This window comes from Clostridium sp. 1001283B150225_161107_B6 (assembly GCF_015556325.1).
In the GTDB taxonomy this organism is placed as follows: domain Bacteria; phylum Bacillota; class Clostridia; order Lachnospirales; family Lachnospiraceae; genus Enterocloster.
Window position 1 is genome coordinate 126,577 of record NZ_JADNMD010000013.1, and the last position, 21,128, is coordinate 147,704.

General features: G+C 47.6%; 20 protein-coding genes. 8 read left to right on the top strand and 12 right to left on the bottom strand.

Going from position 1 to position 21,128, the window contains the following annotated elements; genetic code table 11:
• The 6 genes from I2H39_RS23675 to I2H39_RS23700 form a co-directional block, all read right to left on the bottom strand.
• Positions 1 to 1,029: a branched-chain amino acid ABC transporter permease gene (locus I2H39_RS23675; RefSeq protein ID WP_195627662.1), complete on the bottom strand. Its 1,029-nt coding sequence runs from the start codon at positions 1,027 to 1,029 to the stop codon at positions 1 to 3.
• Entirely contained in the window at positions 1,026 to 1,898 is an 873-nt protein-coding gene (locus tag I2H39_RS23680; RefSeq protein WP_138309890.1) for a branched-chain amino acid ABC transporter permease, read from the bottom strand. The genes I2H39_RS23675 and I2H39_RS23680 overlap by 4 nt, the downstream gene beginning before the upstream one ends.
• Before the next feature lie 254 nt (positions 1,899 to 2,152).
• Entirely contained in the window at positions 2,153 to 3,475 is a 1,323-nt protein-coding gene (locus I2H39_RS23685) for an ABC transporter substrate-binding protein (protein ID WP_195627663.1), read from the bottom strand.
• Positions 3,476 to 3,528: 53 nt separating this feature from the next.
• Positions 3,529 to 3,954, bottom strand: a complete 426-nt coding sequence (locus tag I2H39_RS23690; RefSeq protein WP_195627664.1) for a MaoC family dehydratase — start codon at positions 3,952 to 3,954, stop codon at positions 3,529 to 3,531.
• A gap of 8 nt (positions 3,955 to 3,962) precedes the next feature.
• On the bottom strand, positions 3,963 to 5,003 hold the full coding sequence (locus I2H39_RS23695) for a LacI family DNA-binding transcriptional regulator (RefSeq protein ID WP_138309887.1): 1,041 nt from the start codon (positions 5,001 to 5,003) through the stop codon (positions 3,963 to 3,965).
• Between the two features lie 102 nt (positions 5,004 to 5,105).
• Positions 5,106 to 5,915 carry a DUF169 domain-containing protein gene (locus tag I2H39_RS23700; protein ID WP_138309886.1) on the bottom strand — a complete coding sequence of 270 codons (810 nt, stop codon included), beginning with the start codon at positions 5,913 to 5,915 and terminating at the stop codon, positions 5,106 to 5,108.
• Positions 5,916 to 6,645: 730 nt separating this feature from the next.
• On the opposite strand from I2H39_RS23700, the gene I2H39_RS23705 reads away from it, so the two are divergent.
• From I2H39_RS23705 to I2H39_RS23740, 8 genes are all read left to right on the top strand, one after another.
• Complete coding sequence (locus I2H39_RS23705; RefSeq protein WP_178332281.1) at positions 6,646 to 8,142, top strand: class I adenylate-forming enzyme family protein; 1,497 nt, start codon at positions 6,646 to 6,648, stop codon at positions 8,140 to 8,142.
• Positions 8,143 to 8,176: 34 nt separating this feature from the next.
• Complete coding sequence (locus I2H39_RS23710; protein ID WP_195627665.1) at positions 8,177 to 9,766, top strand: CoA-transferase; 1,590 nt, start codon at positions 8,177 to 8,179, stop codon at positions 9,764 to 9,766.
• Between the two features lie 22 nt (positions 9,767 to 9,788).
• Complete coding sequence (fabG, locus tag I2H39_RS23715; RefSeq protein ID WP_138309883.1) at positions 9,789 to 10,532, top strand: 3-oxoacyl-ACP reductase FabG; 744 nt, start codon at positions 9,789 to 9,791, stop codon at positions 10,530 to 10,532.
• 52 nt (positions 10,533 to 10,584) lie between these two features.
• Positions 10,585 to 11,772 carry a thiolase family protein gene (locus tag I2H39_RS23720; RefSeq protein WP_138309882.1) on the top strand — a complete coding sequence of 396 codons (1,188 nt, stop codon included), beginning with the start codon at positions 10,585 to 10,587 and terminating at the stop codon, positions 11,770 to 11,772.
• Positions 11,773 to 11,801: 29 nt separating this feature from the next.
• Positions 11,802 to 12,983, top strand: coding sequence for a CoA transferase (locus I2H39_RS23725; RefSeq protein WP_195627666.1), 1,182 nt, complete (start codon positions 11,802 to 11,804; stop codon positions 12,981 to 12,983).
• A 272-nt stretch (positions 12,984 to 13,255) separates the two neighbouring features.
• On the top strand, positions 13,256 to 14,632 hold the full coding sequence (locus I2H39_RS23730) for a cell wall-binding protein (RefSeq protein WP_138309880.1): 1,377 nt from the start codon (positions 13,256 to 13,258) through the stop codon (positions 14,630 to 14,632).
• 192 nt (positions 14,633 to 14,824) lie between these two features.
• The gene (locus I2H39_RS23735; protein ID WP_195627667.1) at positions 14,825 to 15,346 is read left to right on the top strand and encodes a hypothetical protein; all 522 of its coding nucleotides are present in this window, start codon (positions 14,825 to 14,827) and stop codon (positions 15,344 to 15,346) included.
• A 137-nt stretch (positions 15,347 to 15,483) separates the two neighbouring features.
• On the top strand, positions 15,484 to 16,089 hold the full coding sequence (locus I2H39_RS23740; RefSeq protein WP_138309878.1) for a cytidylate kinase-like family protein: 606 nt from the start codon (positions 15,484 to 15,486) through the stop codon (positions 16,087 to 16,089).
• 79 nt (positions 16,090 to 16,168) lie between these two features.
• Here the strand turns inward: I2H39_RS23740 and I2H39_RS23745 are convergent, their stop codons facing one another.
• The 6 genes from I2H39_RS23745 to I2H39_RS23770 form a co-directional block, all read right to left on the bottom strand.
• Positions 16,169 to 16,897 (bottom strand): LytTR family DNA-binding domain-containing protein, encoded by a 729-nt coding sequence (locus tag I2H39_RS23745; RefSeq protein WP_138309877.1) that lies wholly within the window; start codon positions 16,895 to 16,897, stop codon positions 16,169 to 16,171.
• A gap of 110 nt (positions 16,898 to 17,007) precedes the next feature.
• Positions 17,008 to 17,631, bottom strand: a complete 624-nt coding sequence (locus I2H39_RS23750) for an undecaprenyl diphosphate synthase family protein (RefSeq protein ID WP_138309876.1) — start codon at positions 17,629 to 17,631, stop codon at positions 17,008 to 17,010.
• 79 nt (positions 17,632 to 17,710) lie between these two features.
• Positions 17,711 to 18,580 (bottom strand): glycerophosphodiester phosphodiesterase family protein, encoded by an 870-nt coding sequence (locus I2H39_RS23755; protein ID WP_195627691.1) that lies wholly within the window; start codon positions 18,578 to 18,580, stop codon positions 17,711 to 17,713.
• The gene (locus I2H39_RS23760) at positions 18,561 to 19,544 is read right to left on the bottom strand and encodes a DUF1848 domain-containing protein (RefSeq protein ID WP_195627668.1); all 984 of its coding nucleotides are present in this window, start codon (positions 19,542 to 19,544) and stop codon (positions 18,561 to 18,563) included. Before I2H39_RS23760 ends, I2H39_RS23755 begins: the two co-directional genes overlap by 20 nt.
• A gap of 184 nt (positions 19,545 to 19,728) precedes the next feature.
• Positions 19,729 to 20,106, bottom strand: a complete 378-nt coding sequence (locus I2H39_RS23765; protein ID WP_138309874.1) for a cupin domain-containing protein — start codon at positions 20,104 to 20,106, stop codon at positions 19,729 to 19,731.
• Between the two features lie 18 nt (positions 20,107 to 20,124).
• A complete protein-coding gene (locus tag I2H39_RS23770; protein ID WP_138309873.1) occupies positions 20,125 to 21,126 on the bottom strand; it encodes a LacI family DNA-binding transcriptional regulator in 1,002 nt (333 codons plus the stop codon).
• Positions 21,127 to 21,128 lie beyond the last annotated feature (2 nt).

Here is a 21,128-nt window from a genome sequence, read left to right on the forward strand (position 1 = left end):
TTATTTGCTCCTTTCTGTGTCAGAAGAGGATTTTCTTATATGCATTTTTGAGGCAGCATTGGACCATGTTTCTTTATCAAACAGCGAAATCAGCCCCTGCGGTCTGAGAATGACCACAATGATTAAGATTAAACCATAAAACAACTGAGTACCGCCAACACCCCCCATATTGCCCATATATGCACTTGCAAATTCAATGGCTGGAATGACGATGAAGGCTCCCAGGATTGGTCCCCATACTCTGCCCACGCCGCCTATGATGACAACTGCACCAATTCTGATTGAAAGGTCCAGTCCGCACATGGTCTGAGGCTCTATGTATCCCATGTAGCATCCGTATACCATGCCTGCAACTGAAATAATCGCTGCACTCAGCTGAAACGCATGAAGTTTTACCGCAGGCGTATCCATTCCAAGGGACTGGGCAGCGTCCTCATCCCCTTTGATTGCCCTGAGATAATACCCCATCCTAGAATTCTCCACATATTTTGTGACAAGAAGCACGATTACCAATAATAAAAGGGCAATATAATAAAACGGCTTGTCGGAACTGAATACCAGGTTCCATGGCTGTTCCCCGTTGTAGCGGACATACAGACCTGCAGAACCCCCGGTAATAGTGTTAAGGTTAAGCAATAAAACACGGAGGATTTCAGCAAATGCTATGGTAGTAATTGCAAAAAACGGTCCTCTGTAACGCAGCGTCACTTTGCCCAGAAGAGTTGCAAACCCATAAGACAAAAGTACGCCGATGGGCATGGACAAAAGGGGGGATATTCCAAAAAAGTTATAGAAAATAAGCGCAGTGTATGCGCCTATTGCCGCAAAGGCAGAATGGCACCAGGAAATCTGTCCCCCGAATCCTCCCAGAACATTCCATGACATACCAAAAGAACCATATAAAAAGCAGGTCAATATAATTGATACAATATAGTTATCTTTTATAATAGAAGGTATCAGGAAAGCCGCTGCCAAAAGAACAAGGGAGGCAATTGTCTCCGTGCGGGAAAAACTGATTTTTTTTCTCATGCCACACGTTCCCCCTTTCCAAACAAACCGGCTGGCCGGATATAAAGCACCAGAAGCAGCAGGACAAATATTCCCAGCGAGCCCATATTCGTGTCAATATAGCTGGCAACAAGGGCTTCAATAACCCCAAGCAGAATACCGCTTAAAAAAGCGCCCCTGATATCACCCAATCCCCCTAAAACCACTGCCATCAGGCCTGTGGTCCTGAACGTGGCTCCCGTACTGGACTGAATTGCATAGATAGGCGTCAGAAGCAGACCTGCAATGGATGTAAGCACGATGCCCAGAACCCATGCAATGGCAAACATATTACGTGTGTTTACTCCCAACATTTCAGACACCTCCACATTTTCCGAAGTGGCACGGATGGCCTGGCCAAACATGGTTCTGTTAAGGAGCAAATGAAAAACCAGAACAAGGGCCATGGAAGCCACAAAAGCAATCAAACGCGGAAGGCTTATGATAAACGGACCAACCATAAGGGACTTGAGCTGAATCTCCGTGGGAATGGTCAGGGGATTTGCTCCGAAAATAAGGATAACCAGGTTCTGAAAGAAAAAGGACAGGCCTACCGTTACTATGATAGCCGTGGTTTTATCGCGGTTAAGTATTGGACTGATTGTCAGTTTGAATGATGCCCATGCAATGACTGCAGAGACAACCACCGTAAAAGGAATCAGCATGTATGCATCCCATCCGGTCAGGGCATAGCCCAAGTAAGTAATGTACATCCCAACCATCAGATAAGCACCACTTGCGAAGTTAATCATACGCATAACGCCGTATATTACAGTAATACCAACGGCAATCAGGGCATACACGCCACCGGCAAATATTCCATTAATTATATTTTGAGTGAAATACCACATAGATTAATTACTCCCATCTGTTGACTGAACTGTAATGCTACAGTGTTTGTGTGAAGGGTGTTATAGTATAAGACGGCCGACGGCCAAGAATCATGATTTATACAAGAAGGCTGTATCAACTGATAGAGGCGGGATGCCTGTACCTGCCATCCGGATTGCTTTCAGATGGCAGGCCGCATATATCCCCGGCGGACAGGGTACAGGCATTCGGCTGTCTGTGCAGATTAAAGCTTAACTCAAAGCATGAAATTCATTTACTCTGAACGGTAATCAATAAATTCCCCGGAGCCAAACTCAGGCGGATACACCAGCCTTGGAGTAAGGGTACCGTCCATATCCTGCCACTGTACCACAACATTGACGGCTGATGTATTCAATCCATTCTCGTCAAATTTAATGTGGCCGTCTCCTCCCACAGGATATGCCTGGATATTGCACTCGCGTATGGCGTCACGCAGTACCGTCCTGTCCGTGGAACCGCACCGTTCAAGGGCATCCACGATAACCATACATGAATCGATGGCTCCCAGGGCATTTTCAGGCGCCCAAGGCTCACCGGAAGCTTCGCAGAAACGTTTTAAATGCTCCATCAGTTCGGGATTATCATAGTTTTGTTTCTGCTCCCAGTTAAACTCGGCCGTTGAGCACATTCCAATGACAGAGTCGCCCAACGCATCTATCATCTGGGATGTAATCATGCCCTGTCCTCCTCCCACTACAACAGGGTGGAAATTCATGGATTTCATGGTACTGAATATAAGCTTTGCATCCTGATATTGGCTAGTGGCAAACACTGCCTCTGCCCCGCTCTGTATGATTTTGGTAACTAGGGCAGATGCATCCGTAATGTCTGGAGGATACGCCTCATCAACCACAAGTTCAAGGCCTGAACCTTCAATGGTTGCGCGCACACCCTTGGCATTATTGGTACCAAACTCTGTATCCGCATAGATAAGGGCAACTTTGTCAGTATTATAGCCGTACTCATCCTTAAGCCAGTTCAAATAATCAATCTGCAGCGGTCCTATGGTAGATGATTTTGCCGCCAGTGAGAATATCCACTGGTAACCCGACTCGGTAATGACATTGGAATAGTTCATGGTTATACAGGGAACCTGGTATTTTTCAAAAAGAGGGCATAAAGCAACTGTATAATTACTTCCGTCATTGCTCATGACGGCACAGATTTCCTTGTCCTCAAGAAGGCGCTGGGTTGCAGTCTTAATCTGGGTATTGTCACTCTGTCCGTCAGCCACAACAATCTCAATCTTTGCTCCGCCCATGGATTTTATACCGCCATTGTCATTAATCCAGTCTATGTAAGATTGAGCCGCCACTTTATGCCAGTTACCGGATTGCGCACCCGCACCGGTCAGGTTCGTTATCTGGCCGATTTTAATAGTTGGGACATCCGTGCCGGCGGAATCGCTGGCTCCTTCTGTCTTCTCAGGTGCCGCCTCCGAACTGCCGGCCGCCCCCGAGGTTTTGGTATTATTTCCGGACTGCGCTCCGCAGCCTGTACCTGTCAACGCAATGATTGATGCCATCAGTATTGCTAACATTCTCTTTGGTTTCATAATCTACCTCCGTTTACTCCCTCTGCATCTTCCGCATGCAGACAAACAGTAAGTTACATAAGCTCAGGCGGAATCTCACGGGCCAGTCTTGTAACCGCCTCACCAGTCAGTACCAGCGTCCCCTTTTGATTGAAACATTCGGTCTTCATCCTCACCCGCCCCTTTTCCAGTTTCTCCACACAGGTCACCACGGCCCGTATGGTATCCCCTATATATACAGGTGAACAGAATTCCGTATATTGGGAAATATAGATGGAAGTCGGAAAGGCTCTTGTCAGAGCAGTGGAAATCAAACCGGACGTAAGTGCTCCGTGAACAATCCGCTGCCCAAATTTACTTTTTTTAGCAAACTCATCATCTGTATGCATTGGATTATTGTCACCAGAAACCGCGGAAAAAAGAAGAACATCTGCATCCGTGATTGTTTTTTCAAATGCATTACTATCACCAATGCAAAGCTTTTCGTACGTATATACCATAATTTACCTCATTCTCCAGCCAATGCGGATTCCTGCGTATACCGGGCAGTCGTACCGCGAACCACCAGGGTGGGTTCTATCATAGTACGCAGAATCTCTGTATTGCCGGGGTTCTCAATTTGCTGCAACAGTGTTTTCACGGCACAGGCACACATTTTCTTAAGATGCTGGTCAACGGTTGTAAGTTCCATTCCATACAAATCCGCATACGTAATATTATCAAAACTGATGACCGATAGCTGTTCCGGTATCTTTATTCCATGTTTTTTAGAGTAATCAATAAACCCCATAGCCATCAGGTCATTGCATATGACAATCCCGGTTGGATTTGTTTCTAAATTGCGGATATACTGTCCTGCAATTTTGACTCCGGTTTCAAACTTCAAATCTCCGTTATAAACCTGTTCCTCTTCAAATCTGATATCATAATTTTCCAGAGCCTGCTTATAACCCATAAAGCGCTGATAACCGGCTGACGACTCCATGTTTCCTGTTATGAAAGCCAGCCTCCTGTGGCCAAGTTCAATCAAATGCTTTGCAGCCATATAACCTGCCTGGAAATTATCTACCGACACAAAACTTCCGTTGAAATCCTTCAGTGTCCTGTTCACCAATACAAGAGGCATTTTGGCAGCCCGTATGTTGCTGATTGCCTGGAGCATGGAATCCCCCTTGGCTGTAATCAGCATCAGTCCTGCATATCTGGATTGTATGGCCTGGTTGATAAACTCAACTTCCTTTTCCGCTTCATAATCACTGTTAAAAGCCATTACCATATAGCCGTGCTGCCTCAGTCCCTGCTGGATATAGTACAGCAGGTCAGCATAAAAAGGATTTCGTACATCCCCAAAAACCAGGCCCACTATATTGGTCCGCCCTTTTATCATACTCTGTGCAATGGCATTGGGCCTGTAATTGACTTCCTCAATATAATCACAAATACGTTTTCTCAGTTCAGGTCCTACCCCTGCCCGATTATTTATGACCTTTGAAACTGTAGAAACAGAAACTCCTAATTCATTTGCTATATCTGTAATTGTTTTTTCCATGCCGCCCTCCACGATTTATTGAAAAGGTTTTTGTGTTTTCAAACCGTATTGTATCATGTTTCACGAAAAATGTGGAGGGAACAGCTGGAATAATCTGCGAAATCAGTCTAGTTCTCTGCGCAGGGCATTAAGATTGTAAAAAGCTCCCATTCCAGCCTGTACATCGTTTTGTATACCATAAGGAGAAGCCGGATAACGCATACCATTTCTGCTGAGATTCCTGATTCCGTCAAGCATCTTACAAATATACCGCGGCGGAAAGGCCATCAGCATCTCGTCTTCCAGGACTCCCCCAAATCTCCTTTCTCCATAACAGGGTATGGTAAAACAGGGTTTGTCAGTTACCAGCGCCCTGACCCATGAATCAGAGCAGGAACTCTCACCTACAAAACTGCTGTCAAAGCTTTCATACCCCTCATACTGCAGACCGCAGCACATGAACACAACCTGCTGCGGCGTGGCATATACCAGACATACATCCGGCTCCTTTATGCGGCCTGACACCATAGGGGATGAAGCAACCGCTTCATAATGCTTTTGAGGCAGGTAAGCAGAACGCTGATGCCGCAGAGCATCCTCTTCTGTCTTAAACCACTTCCCGGCCAGGTGGGGGGAATCCTTAAAATGGTGTCCGCTTATCAGTCCCAAAATGCCGGAGCACTGAAGGGTAGGCATATGTTCATTGGTAAACCCCACCGTATAATTCAGCCGTGTTGTCTGGGCAACCATCTGACAGGCAGTAAACATTGCCCCCGGCGTGGGAATCCGGATTTTAGGCACCGCCTCCATATCCTCCTTTTTTTCAAAGAATTTAAGGGCAGTAGGGGTGGAACGCAGCCGCAGCAGTTCAATAAGTTCCCGCGTATACTCGGGAAGCCTGGCTGAATCGTAATTACTAGTTACATCATCCATGGCAGCACCTCTTTCATTATGTAGTAAAAGAAAATAGTTTTAAAAAACGGTTCCGCTTTTGTAGCAACGTTTTCTTTAAATCCCCCCTGGTATTTATATGAAATTAGGAAAAACGTTTGCCATAGATATAATATAATCTCAGAAAAGGCATCTGTCAAGAGGAAACATGTGTGAAAAGTTTAATTTACATGCACATATTCCATTTTATTGAATAAATTGCACAATACTTTCCTCTAGAAAAAGAGATAATATGAAATTTATCCCTAAATAGCCGCTTCAAACCGCATACTTATCGTCTATTTTTTCACAATCCCACCCTATTCTCCCCTGTTATATAAAGCTGCCCATATAAATCCTCCTGCGATATCCAACCAATACATAATACAGGCCAATTCTTCTGCAAAAGTATCAAAAACCCTTATTATACAAGCATTTCCTCAGTTTTTCCCCTTCATTTCCAGCTCCTGACGCGATAAATTCAAGTTGTCTATTGACAAAAACGTATTCTTAATATATTATCTGAATTAAAAGAAAATAAGAAAAACGTTTTCGCAATATTGCTGTTTTATATTTCAGAGCTGCGTATTTAAACTCATGTGTACGAAAGGAACAAGATATGATAAAAGGTAATGATTGCTGGAGTGCTGATAAAATTTCCGGCATGCGTACAGTCAGTATTTCCGGCAGGGAACTTTCTGTTTTCTGCGGAGTACCCGTGTCCCCTTATTCAATGCTGACAGAAACAGCGAAAAGCCATGGAAAGAAAGCAGCTATTATAGACAATTGGAACCGGAGCTATACTTACTGTGAATTATTAACGAAGGTCAACCAATTCTCTTCTCATTTACAATCAATGGGAGTCAATAAGGGTACGCATGTAGGCCTGCTTCTGTATAATTGTGCAGAATTTGCGGTGGCTTTTCTGGCCTTAAGCCGTCTCCGGGCGGTAACGGTTCCCCTGCCTGGCAAATATCAGAAGCCCGAAGTGCTTTCCCTGATAGAGAGAGGGGATGTCACAGCCCTGATTTGTGATGAGCACTTTGGGCCATGGTTCAATGAATGTCCGTCTTTAGACATTATCCTCTGTAAAAATTGTGCACAGAATTACGGTTTTTCCCATCTTCCAATTCCTGCAGGACAAGGAATCCGTGAATACAGCCAACCATCAGAATTGGATACGGCCATGATTCTATTTACATCCGGCACCACTTCCCAAAGCAAAGGAGTCCTGCTGAAAAATTATAATATTACGCACAGCATTGAAGCATACCGCCGGGTGTTTCAAATAACAGACCAGGATAAAGCTTTACTGGCTACGCCCATGTATCATGTAACCGGCATCATTGCACTTTTAGGTTTATTCATTTATACGGGCGGTACTCTCTGGTTATTAAATAAAGTGGAGCCCCGCCGAATGCTTCAATGTGCAGTCCACAATGACCTCACCTTCATCCACGCCTCGCCCACTGTTTTTCATCTTCTCCTGGAACACCGGGATGAATTTAGCAGCATTCCAAGTTTAAGAAAATTTGCATGCGGAAGCAGCAACATGCCCGTCGGCAGCATAAACAAGATTAAGGCATGGCTTCCTCAAGTTGATTTCCATACGATTTACGGCATGACCGAGGTTTCCTCACCAGCAACCATTTTTCCAACAGGGGCTGCCCAAAGCCCGTACAATACATCTTCAGGAGTCCCCATACCTGGTCTAAACATTAAAATTATAGACGAGCTGGGACACGAAGTGGAAAACGGACAGCTGGGTGAAATCACCATGTACGGAACAAATGTCCTGGAGACTTACTATAACTTAAAATGCCCCAGCCTGTCCGAAGACGGATGGCTCCGCTCCGGCGACATCGGATACCTTAATGACGATGGTTATCTGTGGGTCATGGACCGGAAGAAGGACATGATAAACCGGGGAGGAGAAAAGATTTGCACGGTTGATGTTGAGAATGCCCTCTGCAGTATTCCTGAAATAAACGAAGCCATTGTAGCCGGTATTCCTGATGAAAAATACAGCGAAGTGCCGGTGGCTGCTGTCAAATTTGAAAAAGGATGCTCTATCTCGAAGGAAGAAATCCGTATCCGGCTCGGGACCCAGCTTGCAAAATATATGATTCCTACCCAGTACATTTTTCTTGAAGACATACCAAGAACAGTAAACGGAAAACCCGATAAAAAAGCTGTCAAACAATTATTCATGGACAATGAGCAGCCATAATTTAAGAAGCCAAGGAGGCAAGGAGGAAAAGCCATTGAAAAAACCATTATTTCTGGACGGAGATGAAGCGGCTGCCTTGATTGATGACAATAAGACTGTTGCCACCATCGGTATGACGCTGGTATCTGCATCTGAAACCATTTTAAAGGCACTGGACAAGCGTTACCTGGAAACAGGACACCCCTGCGGCCTGACGCTGGTACATTCCTGCGGCCAGAGCGACCGCGACAGAGGCATCCAGCACTTTGCTCATGAAGGAATGCTCAGCCGGATTATCGGAGGACATTGGGGACTGCAGCCAAGGATGATGGAGCTGATTGCCAATAACAAGCTGCTGGCTTACAACCTTCCCCAGGGACAGTTTGCCCAGTTATACAGGTCCATGGCCGGCGGGGAACCCGGGAAAATCACCAAAGTCGGCCTGGGTACATATATGGACCCGCGTCTGGGCGGAGGGAAAATGAATGAAATCACCCAAAACGCACCCGACCTTATGGACGTGCTTACCATTGACGGAGAAGAATATATGCGCTACAAGCCCATTCCCATTGACTACTGCATTATACGCGGAACAGCCATCGATGAACTGGGCAATCTTACTACGGATGAGGAAGCTATGATGCTGGAGGTCTTTCCGGCTGTCATGGCCTGCAAAAAATACGGCGGAACGGTAATAGCCCAGGCAAAGTATAAAGTAAAAGCAGGTTCCCTGCACTGTAAGCATGTTACCATTCCCGGTGTGTTCATTGACGCTGCCGTGATATGCCCCAACCCCGAGGAGGACCATCGCCAAACCCATAGTTTCGCCATGAATCCCGCTTACTGCGGCGATATCCGGACACCGGAAGAAGCAGGGGAAGCACTACCGCTTTCCGTCCGCAAGGCAATCGGCCGCCGCGCTCTGATGGAGCTTCAGGAAAACGACATACTAAACGTAGGGACAGGTATACCCAATGATGTGGTAGGTCCCATCATGTCAGAAGAAGGAATCAACGACTTATGTCTGATTACAGTGGAATCCGGCATATATGGCGGTGTTCCCATGGGAGGTATCGACTTTGGCATCGCCAAAAACAACTTTGCATTAGTGCGCCATGACGACCAATTTGATTACTACAATGGCGCCGGTGTGGATGTCACTTATATGGGGGCCGGCGAGCTAGACGAGGACTGTAATGTGAATGCAACCAGACTGGGTCCTAATCCCACGGGCGCCGGCGGCTTTATCGACATCACCACCAATGCGAAACATGTGGTCTTCTGCTCTACCTTTACCGGGAAAGGCCTCAGATGTTCCTTCAGGAATGGCAACCTGTATATTGACCAGGAAGGCAGTATAATCAAGCTGGTCAAAAAGGTGCAGCAGATTTCATACAACGGCAGACTGGCAAGAGAAAAACATCAAAAGATGCATTACATAACAGAACGCGCAGTGTTTGAACTGCGGCCCGAAGGCCTGACTCTGACTGAAGTGGCGCCTGGCATTGATTTAAAGACCCAGGTACTTGATTTGATGGAATTCGAGCCAATCATTGACCCGGAACTCAAAATCATGAATCCAAAACTGTTCCAGGACGACGGGCCCTTCGGACTAAGAGCTATCATTACCACAAAACATAAATAAAAATTTCAAGGAGGAATGCAAAATGAGGCTGAAAGACAAAGTAGCAATTGTTACAGGAGCAAGCCGGGGACTGGGCCGGGGTATTGCAAAAAAACTGGCCGAGGAAGGCGCATCCGTGGTTTTGGCTGATATGCTGCCCGCGGACCAGGCAGTAAGGGAAATCGAGGAGGCCGGCGGAACTGCCTGCAGTTATCAGGTAAATATCAGCAGCCAGGAAGAGGTCGCCGCCCTTGTGGCCTTTACAGTGGATAAATATGGCAAGCTGGATATCATGGTAAATAATGCAGGTATCAACAGAGACGGCATGCTGCACAAAATGCCCAAAGAAAATTGGGATACTGTCATAGCCGTGGATTTAACAGGTACATTTTACGGTACACAGGAAGCCATCAAATATATGCGCAACCAAAGTTATGGCAGAATCATAAATATTTCCTCCGGCAGTTGGCTGGGTAATATCGGTCAGGCCAATTACGCCGCTGCAAAGGCGGGTGTGGTGGGTCTAACCAAGACAGCTGCCCGCGAAAATGCCCGGAAGGGTATCACCTGCAATGTAATATGTCCCGGCTTCATCGAAACCGATATGACTTTGCAGCTCAAGGAAGTCAACGACGGCGCTGCATGGAACAGCATGATGCAGCGGATACCTATGGGATATGCAGGAAAACCCTCGGACGTTGGTAATATGATTGCCTTCCTTGCCTCCGATGAGGCGTCCTATATCACTTCTGAAGTAATCAATGTGGGCGGCGGAATGATTGTATAGCCAGTTACATATCTGATACCAATGTTTATGAAAAAGAGAGATGGAGGTTTACATGGATACATTAAAAGAAGTTGTAATCGTGAGTGGAGTTCGGCTTCCCGTAGGTAATTTCGGCGGAAGCCTGAAAGATATTTCTGTCATTGATATGGGCGCCATGGTGGTTGCCGAAGCCGTGAAGAGAGCCGGTATTGAACCTTCACAGGTAAATGAGGTGATTGTGGGCGAGGTCGGACAGGTTGCGCAGGATGGGTTTGTTGCGCGGGCCATCAGCCTGAAGGCGGGTATGCCCAAGGAGTGTACCGCTTATTCCGTAAACAGGCAATGCGGTTCCAGCCTGCAGGCAATTGCCGACGCCTGCATGGAGATTCAGACCGGGTTTGCCGATGTGGTGGTTGCTGCCGGTGCAGAAAACATTTCCCAGCTTCCGTATTATGTAAAAGATGCCCGCTGGGGCGCAAGAATGGGGCATAAGACCTTTGAGGATGGCGTCATTGATATACTGACATGGCCTCTTGACGGCAACCACAATGGTGTGACCGCAGAAAATGTTGCAGAAAAATATAATGTCACCCGGGAAGAACAGGATGCCTTTGCACTCCGCTCCCACCAGAGGGCCTGCGCCGCCATAGAAGCAGGTAAATTCAAAGATGAAATCCTTCCGGTAGAATTAAAGGACCGAAAAGGAAACATAACCATATTTGATACAGACGAAGGTCCGCGAAAGGGTCTTACAATTGAAAAACTGGCCAGACTCAAAGCTATCTTCAAACCGGGCGGCACAGTGACGGCAGCCAACTCATCCAGTCTCAATGACGGTGCGGCTGCAGTCGTAATCATGTCCAGAGAGAAGGCAGATGCTCTGGGTCTTAAGCCGCTCCTGAAGATTGAGGGATATACTGTGGCTGGTTTTGATGCAGAATTAATGGGATACGCCCCCAAATTCTCCAGCGAACAGCTGGCAGCTAAATTAGGACTGGACTTAAAGAGTATTGACATGTTTGAGATAAATGAGGCATTTGCCAGCCAGGCCTTCGCCGTATCCCGCGATTTGGGATTGGATGCGGAAAAGGTAAATATCTACGGCGGCGGCATCTCCATCGGTCATCCTCTGGGCGCCACAGGCTGCGTTCTTACGGTCAAAACCATGTATGAACTGATGCATAGCGGTAAAAAGGATGCCATGATAAGCATGTGTATCGGCGGAGGACAGGGAATCTCTATGTATTTCACCAAACTTTAATTTGATTCATACCACAGAAAGGAGCTTAGATGACAAAAGCACTAGAAGGGATACGGATACTTGATTTTACCCGTGCTTATTCAGGCCCCTATTGCACCATGCTGCTGGGAGATTTGGGAGCCGAGGTCATAAAGGTCGAAAGGGCAGGCAGCGGAGATGATACCAGAACCCTGTTTCCGGTCAAGGACGGGGAAAGCGGATATTTCGCCTATCTCAATAGGAGCAAGAAAAGCATTGCCCTGGACCTCAAATCAGAATCCGGCAGGAAAATAGCACTGGATATTGCCGCAAAATCAGATATCCTGATTGAAAATTTTTCTCCCGGAACCATGGGCAGGCTGGGGCTTGGTTATGAAGACATAAAGGCCGTTAATCCGGACATCATTTATGCTTCACTATCCGGCTTTGGCCAATATGGACCTTATAGCAAAAAACCGGCCTATGATGGTGTGATTTCCACCATGGCAGGGCTTGTCAGTCTGTCTGGTTTTCCGGAACAGCCGGTACGGCCGGGACCAGCCATAGCAGACAGCGCCACGGGAGTGCACTGTGCGCTGGCAGTTTTAGCTGCCTTATGCTGCAATCTCAGAGGAGGGCCCGGACAGTATGTGGATGTATCCATGATGGACACCATATTTTCCATGTTGGAGGGCTTCATTCCCATGGCGTCCATGCTGGGCATACTGCCGGAACGCTTTGGCAATGGAAATGCCAGTTCCGCACCATACAATATGTACCGGACAAAGGATGGTTTCGTGGCCATTGCAACGGCAAATGAATCTCTTTTCATGCGCCTGGTCAAGGTAATGCAGCGCGAAGACCTTGTGGATAACCCAAAATTCTGCCGGAATTATCTTCGTAAGCAGAACGTGGACGAGCTGGATGAAATCATCGGCACCTGGGCCGGACAATTTGATTCAGACACCCTGGTTTCCATGCTTGATGAAGCCAAGGTCCCTGCCGGGAAAATGAACACTGTATTCGATTTGCTTAAAGACCCTCAGATTAAGGCGCGCAACATGCTCATTGACCAGGAGATTCCCGGACTTGGCACATTTACATTCCCCGGAAATCCCCTCAAATTATCCCTGACACCGCCGGATACCAGCCAAAGAGCGCCCAGGCTCAATGAACATGCGGAACAGATATTGGCCGAATGCGGATATAACGAAGAAAGCATCAGCCAGTTAAAAGGCAGCGGGGTTATTTAGAACAGGCATATTTCAAGTTTTTTATTAAAACAAAAGAATAAACCAATGGAGAACGGCGTCATGGCCGTTCTCTTTTTTGGGATAATAATCTTCATTCTATTCTGTAATCTTCGCTGCATCTTCTTTAGGGGCCCCCCACCAGCACCTTCCATAACTTCCAGCAACCATCACTATCATTACACATTCATGTCCGTTATAATAAACCACGTAATGCAACACCGGATTTTCGGCCACAGACAAACACACATATCAAAAAGGAGAGATTCATTATTATGAAAAAACAGATTAAAGTTCTGGCTGTATTATCCACTGCCATGTTCATGGCAGCAGTAACCCCTAGCTTCGTTGGCACTGCTTCCACTGCTTACGCAAAAAGCGTTGGCTGGACAGAAGAAAACGGCAACTGGTATTACTATGATTCTTACGGCGAGGCAATCACCGACACCTGGAAGAAGAATGGCGATGACTGGTATTACCTGGATTCAGACGGAATCCGCGCCGCTGACAGGCAGATTGATGAGTATTACGTAGGAGAAGACGGAAAACGCGTGAGCATGAAGTGGGTTTCCGTGGAAAATGAAGATTTCTGGGATGAGGACGATGCTCCTGAATTCCTGTATTACTATTATGGAAGGGACGGCAAGGCCCTGACCTCCAGATGGGCTTCCATCAACGGAAGCTGGTATTACTTCAACGAGGACGGCATCATGCAGACCGGCTCCATCACAGTAGATGGATATAATTACTATCTCGGTGAGGACGGCAGCAGAAAGACCGGCTGGATTCTTCTGGCCGATGAAACCGATGACCCGGAATACGTTGAGTCATGGTACTACTTCGACAATACGGGCAAGCGTATTGAAAATGAAGTTGACAAAAAGATTGAAGGCCAGTACTACACCTTTGTGGACGGCCGCATGCAGACCGGCTGGTACAAACTTCCTGCCCAGGCAGCAGCAGAGTCCGGCGAAGCCCAGACAGCAACCCCTTCCGAGGCAGCTCCTGCAGCGGAGCAGACAGTAGCGGGCTACCAGTACTACGATGAGGATGGAAAGCGCGCTTCCGGATGGAGAACCATCGAAGGCGTGGAGGGCATCAGCGAGGAAGCTGAGCTTTACCGCTTCTATTTCAAGAACGGCAAGCCTTACCATGCAGAAAAAGGCCTTGAACTGTTCACCATTGAATCCAGAAAATATGCCTTTAACACAAAGGGCGAAATGCAGACCGGCAAGAAGGTGGTAAACCTGGAGGACGGCAACGTGGCTAACTTCTACTTTGACGAAGAAGGCGTCATGAAGACCGGCAAGCAGGTCATCTTTGACGAAGACTTAGGCGAGACACAGAACTGGTACTTCCACACCGACGGCTCCAGAAAGGGCCAGGGCTTCCACGGCATCAAGGACAATGTGCTGTATGTATACGGCCTGCGTCAGGAAGCCGATAAGGACCTGCGCTTTGCGCCTGTAGAGTTAAACGGCAACCAGTATCTTGTAAACAGCAACGGCGCAGTACAGAAGGCCACCTCTTCCTCCAAATCCAGCGCAATGCCTGAGCTTGGCAGCGGCTACAAGGATTTCAAGGACGAGAATGACAAAGTATGGACTGTAAATACCGAAGGTATCATCCAGTCCCAGAACGCCTCCCTGTAACAGACACACAATACAATCATAAAACCGCCCCATCATCCGTTCACTTAACCGGCGGTTCACGGCAGACTAACCAATTAGTCTGCCGTTTTTTTGTCCATTCTGACGAATTTACAAAAATTGCGGAAAAAAGTGGTATATTTTGCGATTTAAAACGTTATATATATTAATAAGTATTAATCAGGAGAGGACATTATGAGAGAACTTGCTGTTTTTTATTGCCCCAAATGCGGACACTATGCCTATTATCAGACATCCCGTCATCCCCAGTGCCCCAAATGCGGCACCCAGGAAGCCATGTACATGGTCAGGATGCATTATACGGAATTCATGCGCATGTCCTGTGATGAACGTGACGAATTCCTCTCCAGGGAAATCCTGAAGACCAATCCGTCTCTTATCACCCGTCTGACTGAACCCCACAAGCGCTATAACAGCCGGGAAATCATCGCAGAAATGAACAATGTAATTATGAACCTGGATACAGAAAATAAGATTCTCAGCGATACCGTGAAATGGATGCACGATACCATATGGGAACTGATGCATGAGAAACGGGAAGCAGCCCAGGGTAAGGCTGTTCAGGAAGAACCGGCGCAGAGTGGCGCTGCCCAGAGAGAGGCCGCCCAGAGTGGGGCTGCCCAAAGGGAGGCCGCCCAAAGAGAGGCTGCCGCCGCCGATATATCACAGCCCGGCGCCGGAAAAACAGAGGGATAAATCTAACCGGCTCCCAATCTGAAAAACATATAAATTTCCAACTTTATATATCTTTTGTGCAAATAGTGCGTTATAATAGTACATATAGAAGATGTTTTGTGCACAATTGTATTGTAAGGTTGGAAAGGAGTGGAACTATGAGCCATAAGATTATCACTATAGCCCGTCAGTTCGGCAGCGGAGGCCACGAAGTCGCCCAAAGGCTGTCAGACCAGCTGGGGATTCCTCTCTACGACCGGAATCTGGTGGAGATGGCCGCCGAAAGGATGGGACATTCTCCTGTAAGTATTGAAAAGGCAGATGAGTCCGCACTGTCCTCCTTCCTGGCCAGCTATCAGATTCCCAAGGAGCCCAATTCCGTGACCGGATACGGATTATCCCTGAATGACAGCACTTATGTTACCCAGACCATCATGATAGAGGCGCTGGCCCAGAAGGGTCCATGCATCATCGTAGGCCGCTGCGGCGATTATGTGCTGCGCAGCTATCCTGATTTGATTGACGTATTTATCTGCGCCGACATGGATGACCGGGTGCGCCGGATTATGGAACGCTACAGCTTTTCGGAGAGGGATGCTGTCAACGCCATCAAGTCCACGGACCGCCGCCGCAAAAACTATTATGAAAACTACACCAAACGCAAATGGGGCAGCATTGAATCCCATCAGATGCTCTTAAACATCAGCAAAATCGGCATGGACAGGACCGTACAAATCATCAAAAGAATTTATGAAACTCCATAAATTTATTACCATTCAAAAGGCAGGCGCCTGAAGGTATTTCCTTTGGGCGTCTGCCTTGCTTTTAAATATTTATCTTTCCTCACCGTCCAATCCCTGTCTTGGAAATATACGCCTCATACTGCCTCAGGGCATTCTCCTTAAAAGGCGCGCTGACCGTAAACTCTGAACCGTCAAACAGGGTCACCATACGTACGCTGAAGGTTGCCACATATCGGAGATTTACGGCATAGGACTTATGCAGCCGTATGAAACCAGCCTGCTCCATATTAATTTTGGAAAACAAATTTTCTAAGGTGGAATAGCAATGATATGTATGGCCGGCAGTCACAATTTTCACCCGCCGGTTGTCACCTTCGAAATAGAGGATGTCTTTTAAGGGTATTCTGTATACTGTCCGGCTTGATTTGAATTCAAAGGTTCCGGCATCACCCTCTATCTTTTCACAAGCTTTATAAAATATATTCTGGAAATCCTCCGGCCTGATTGGCTTCTTTAAAAAATGAAAGGGCTGGAACTGGAACAAATCCAGCGCATATTCATCCCCGTAAGCCGACATATAGACAATCATGCTCGTATCATTGCCCAGCTCCTCCCGGATGAACCTGCCCAGTTCAATTCCGCTCCTGTCCTTCATCACAATGTCCAGAAAAATCAAATCATAATGCCGTTCCTGCAGTGCTTCCTCAAATTCCTTACCGGTGTTGAATATCTCCACCTCCAGCCTACGTCCCTCTTTCCATCGCCTGATATAGTCCTCCAGCTGGCTGCACACCTGAAAGTCATCGTCACATATTGCTATCTGTATCATGCACCTATCCCCGTACTGCAATTTTAATCCTTAATATTTTACACCCCCCTGCTGTTGTTTCTCATTACATGTTGAAAAAAGACGTTTACACGTTGAAATTTGTCGAAAAATCATCCTCCCAGGGTAATATCCTGGGCTGCATACCATTTAAGGGCATCTTCCACATGCTCCCTCTTAAAGTCCGGCCAGTATTCATCAACCACATAGAAATCCGAATACACGGACTGCACAGGCAGAAAGCCGGAAAGCCGCCTCCGTCCTCCCCACCGTATAATGAGGTCGATTCTGGAAACCTCAGCTGTCTTAAGCCCTGGCCCAATGGCTTTGTCCTTAAATCCCAAATCCCACTCCCAGCTGTAATTTACCAGGAAATTAATCTTCATCCCGCCTTTCCCAAAATCCTGTCTGGCGGTAAAGGGAAGCAGCTCACGGGGAAACATGGGGGATTTTGTATTTCCCAGCACCAGCAGGCTGGCATCTTCCTTTGCCAGCTCCTCCACCGCTGCCACACAGGCTCTGGTAAATGCCTGTCTCTGGACAGAGGGCCGCTTTGTATTATCCGCCGTAAACCCGTAAAAAGACATTTCCCCAATGCCCAGTTCCCGGCACATGCGGTACAGGGACATTCCGGGCGAAATTCCGTGTCCATATCCTTCTGATTTATCCATTCCCTGGCCTTTGGCCCATCTCCGGTTTCCGTCCGGAATGATTCCGATGTGTTTTGGCAGCCTCATACCATCTCCTCCGTTCTTGCTTGTATATGGAAAGTATGGTCGTAAATGGCAAATCTATACCGCAGCCCGGTACAGGCAATCAGTCTTCCATTATTTTCTTTGGCTTATCCGTAATCAGGTTATCCGCCCCGGCTCTTCTGCATTTGTCAACCGAGTAGGCATCATTGACCGTCCAGGCTATGACTTCTTTGCCCAGCGCATGGATGTAGCTCACGGTCTCGGGGTTTATGAGGTCAATGCTCAGCACAAAATTGTCGGCACTGGTAAATGCCTCGGGCTGTTCTATGGCCTTGGAGGAGATAAATCCAGTCTCCAGGCCCGGGTCCAGCTGCTTTACCGTCTGAAGGGATTGATAGTCAAAGGACGTAATCATACACTGGCCTGCCATGCCCTTTGCCTGAATCATCCCAACCAATACCGGAATAAAGTCCTGGGTCTGGTGGCCATTGACCTTCACCTCTATATTCAGCTTTATCTTATCCTTGCAGTAATCCAGCACTTCCTCCAGGGTTGGTATCCTGACATCCTTAAAAAACGGGCCCCAATGGCTGGCAGCATTAATACAACTCAGCTCCTCATAACTCAAATCCCATATCTTGTCTGCTTTTCCTGTCATGCGCATCAAGTCAGCGTCGTGAAAAATCACCAGCACCCCGTCCTTTGTCTGCGTCACATCCAGCTCAATCCAGTCCGCCCCGTTTTCCACGGCTGCTTTAAAAGCCGGCATGGTATTCTCCGGCGCCTGGGAGTTATCCCCTCTGTGGGCAGTGATTTCCACCTTGCTCATCCATCCGTCCCCTGACCGTTCCTTTGCCAGGCCCCGGGCAGGCATCATGGATGCAATCACCGCAGCGCCCAAAAGGGCTGCTGTTATTTTTCTTTTATTTATTTTAACCATACTCCGTATCATATCAACGCTCCATATCATATCAATATTCCGGCCGCCCATCCTTTTCAGCGTCAAAAACAAGGCGCATCTGGCCGCCGTCAGCAGGACAGACAATTGATTTCATCTCCCGCACTGTAATCCGTTCCTCCCCCGTAAGCCTGCCGCACAGAAGGGGCGAGTCAGGGTCGTATATCCTGCGTCCGGCTTCCACCTGGGCCGGACTGAAATTCGCATAGCAGTACCTGCAGAAATGGGAGCAGGTATTGTAAGCGCCGATATCCACACTCCTGACGCAGCCGCATTCCTCTCTCTGGGTATGGTCCTTCTTTACATCCAGGGAACGGCCCAGCAGTCCGGCAATCAGTTGGTCATCAATACATTTGCCCTTACGGATATGGAACCCGGACAAATCCGCTGCCTCTGAACAGGTCCTGACGGTCATGCCATGCCTCTCTGCCTCCGGCCCCATGAAGGAGGCCAGGACCTGTATGTCCTCTCCCGTCATGGCATGGGCCTGAATCCGGTCCATCCTGCCCTTTATTTTCTGGTACATATCCAGGAAACTGATGACGCAGGTATCGGTGTAGCCTTCCAGGCAGCTGCACAGCCTGGAAAACCATTGGAAATGGTATTCCCTTGTATGGGACGGACTGAGAAGCACAGGGTCATATCTCCATATAACCCGCTCAGGCCCCAGCCTGGCGGACAGCTCCCGAAACGTCTTTACCAGTTCATTTTTATGGGGAAGGCCCGGTTCCACGTCCGTCCCATAGGGCGTCAGGGTAAACTGAAAATAATAGGGATATCCCATCCGGTCTAACAAAGACAGTTTTTCCATCATGGGACCCGGGTCCTTTGTCCAGAACACAAAGCAGTCCGCCGTATCCCGGTTCAGGAGAATCTTACTGACCTGCCTGGGATTCATGGGATTCCTTACATACAGGTACCCTTCCTCCAGCCGCCTGAAAAACCAGTCTGAGTAAAACGCAGGGATGTCTGTTCTCCTGCTGGCGCTGATAATCATGGCTGGACCTCCCTTCTCTGGCTGACACGGCAATCTGTGTAGTATAATATAACATATGGGGTGGCAGGAAGCAATCTGTGAGAAGCCTAAAATCCTTACATTTACAGTAAGATATAATAAAATCCATCCAGAAAGGTAGGATTTCATCCCCCTGACTAAATGGATTTAACGGCTCTTGCCCCTATTATTTTATCTCACCGCTCTGCTCCCTGGCCCAGTGGTCCACGATAATACTTGGCGCATACACAAACATCATATGCAATTCCCCTTCTCCGGTATTATACAGAGAGTGTTTTAGATTACTTGGAATAAAGATACAATCGCCTTCCTTTACCTGCTGCTTCTCCCCGTCTACCTCCATCTCTCCATGGCCCTTCAGAATCGTATAAGACTCCACTGTCTCATGGTCATGCTCCGGTATCCCGCCGCCTTTATACACCACCACATAGCCCTGGCAGAATTTCCCGCCTTCCATGGCTCCATTCTGGCCCAGGATGACCCGGGTACGCCGGCCGGCCGGAAATTCCGTCCCTTCTATATCCCATATGTTCACTTTTTCCATTTCATTCCTCCAGACTGCCTAGGAAATCAGATTCTTCACAGACTCCCGTTCAATGAGCCTGCCTTTAAAATAGGTCTGGCTCTTATGGGCGCAGGTCTGCGTCTTTATCTGCTCCATCAGCTGTTCAAATATGATTCCTGCCGTATCTGCCAGGGAATGGCGCAGCGTGGTCAGCGGAGGGTCCAGGTATTTTACCTGGGGAATATCATCAAATCCAACTACGGATATATCATCCGGTATCTTTAGTCCGCTTTTGGTGATGCCTCTGTATACGCCGTAAGCCATAAAATCATTGAACATGAATATGCCTGTGGGCCTTTCCTCCTGGCGCATTAATTCCAGGGTTTTATAATAGGCATCGTCCTCGGATTCCACATCGCGGACAATATATTTCTCGTAGTCCTCTATCCCGCATTCCCCAAGAGCCTTCAGGGCCCCTGCCAGACGCTCCCTGTTATACTGACGGTCCTTGTCGTTAATATACAGGGCAATCTTCCTGTGTCCATTGCCGGTCAGGCACCTCACCGCCTGGCAGGCCGCATCTTCATTGTCAATATTAATACAGGGGGCATCCACATCAAAGGTACGGTTTACAATCACCATGGGAATCTCCCCTATGTATGGCTTCACATGTTCCACATCCTCTGTGGATGCAATATACAGTATGCCGTCTACAAACAGGTATTTAAGGGTTTTAAAGTACTCCTTCTCCTTTTTCACATCTCCCAGTGCATCACATAAAATCAGGGAATAACCTGCCTTTGTAGCGCATGCCTCCATATATTTTACTACCTCCGGATAATATGGGTTCATGATATCCGGTATGATGAGGCCAATCAGCTTGCTTCCGCCTTTTTTCAGGCTCCTGGCCGCCAGATTGGGCTTATAGTTCAAATCACTGACAGCCTTCATCACTTTCTCTTTTGTCTCTGGCTCTACAAATGCCACGCCTGACAGCGCTCTGGATACTGTGCTGGGAGAAACCCCTGCATATTTTGCAACATCACGAATTCCTACCATTG

Bases quoted from the DNA above. Each gene is read 5' to 3' on its own strand.
- I2H39_RS23675 (WP_195627662.1), bottom strand. From the start codon at position 1,029: ATGAGAAAAAAAATCAGTTTTTCCCGCACGGAGACAATTGCCTCCCTT.
- I2H39_RS23770 (WP_138309873.1), bottom strand. From the start codon at position 21,126: ATGGTAGGAATTCGTGATGTTGCAAAATATGCAGGGGTTTCTCCCAGC.
- I2H39_RS23695 (WP_138309887.1), bottom strand. From the start codon at position 5,003: ATGGAAAAAACAATTACAGATATAGCAAATGAATTAGGAGTTTCTGTT.
- I2H39_RS23760 (WP_195627668.1), bottom strand. From the start codon at position 19,544: ATGATTATCAGCGCCAGCAGGAGAACAGACATCCCTGCGTTTTACTCA.
- I2H39_RS23765 (WP_138309874.1), bottom strand. From the start codon at position 20,106: ATGGAAAAAGTGAACATATGGGATATAGAAGGGACGGAATTTCCGGCC.
- I2H39_RS23705 (WP_178332281.1), top strand. From the start codon at position 6,646: ATGCTGACAGAAACAGCGAAAAGCCATGGAAAGAAAGCAGCTATTATA.
- I2H39_RS23730 (WP_138309880.1), top strand. From the start codon at position 13,256: ATGAAAAAACAGATTAAAGTTCTGGCTGTATTATCCACTGCCATGTTC.
- I2H39_RS23750 (WP_138309876.1), bottom strand. From the start codon at position 17,631: ATGAGGCTGCCAAAACACATCGGAATCATTCCGGACGGAAACCGGAGA.
- I2H39_RS23720 (WP_138309882.1), top strand. From the start codon at position 10,585: ATGGATACATTAAAAGAAGTTGTAATCGTGAGTGGAGTTCGGCTTCCC.
- I2H39_RS23735 (WP_195627667.1), top strand. From the start codon at position 14,825: ATGAGAGAACTTGCTGTTTTTTATTGCCCCAAATGCGGACACTATGCC.
- I2H39_RS23685 (WP_195627663.1), bottom strand. From the start codon at position 3,475: ATGAAACCAAAGAGAATGTTAGCAATACTGATGGCATCAATCATTGCG.
- I2H39_RS23680 (WP_138309890.1), bottom strand. From the start codon at position 1,898: ATGTGGTATTTCACTCAAAATATAATTAATGGAATATTTGCCGGTGGC.
- I2H39_RS23725 (WP_195627666.1), top strand. From the start codon at position 11,802: ATGACAAAAGCACTAGAAGGGATACGGATACTTGATTTTACCCGTGCT.
- I2H39_RS23740 (WP_138309878.1), top strand. From the start codon at position 15,484: ATGAGCCATAAGATTATCACTATAGCCCGTCAGTTCGGCAGCGGAGGC.
- I2H39_RS23690 (WP_195627664.1), bottom strand. From the start codon at position 3,954: ATGGTATATACGTACGAAAAGCTTTGCATTGGTGATAGTAATGCATTT.
- I2H39_RS23745 (WP_138309877.1), bottom strand. From the start codon at position 16,897: ATGATACAGATAGCAATATGTGACGATGACTTTCAGGTGTGCAGCCAG.
- I2H39_RS23700 (WP_138309886.1), bottom strand. From the start codon at position 5,915: ATGGATGATGTAACTAGTAATTACGATTCAGCCAGGCTTCCCGAGTAT.
- fabG (WP_138309883.1), top strand. From the start codon at position 9,789: ATGAGGCTGAAAGACAAAGTAGCAATTGTTACAGGAGCAAGCCGGGGA.
- I2H39_RS23755 (WP_195627691.1), bottom strand. From the start codon at position 18,580: ATGGGCGGCCGGAATATTGATATGATATGGAGCGTTGATATGATACGG.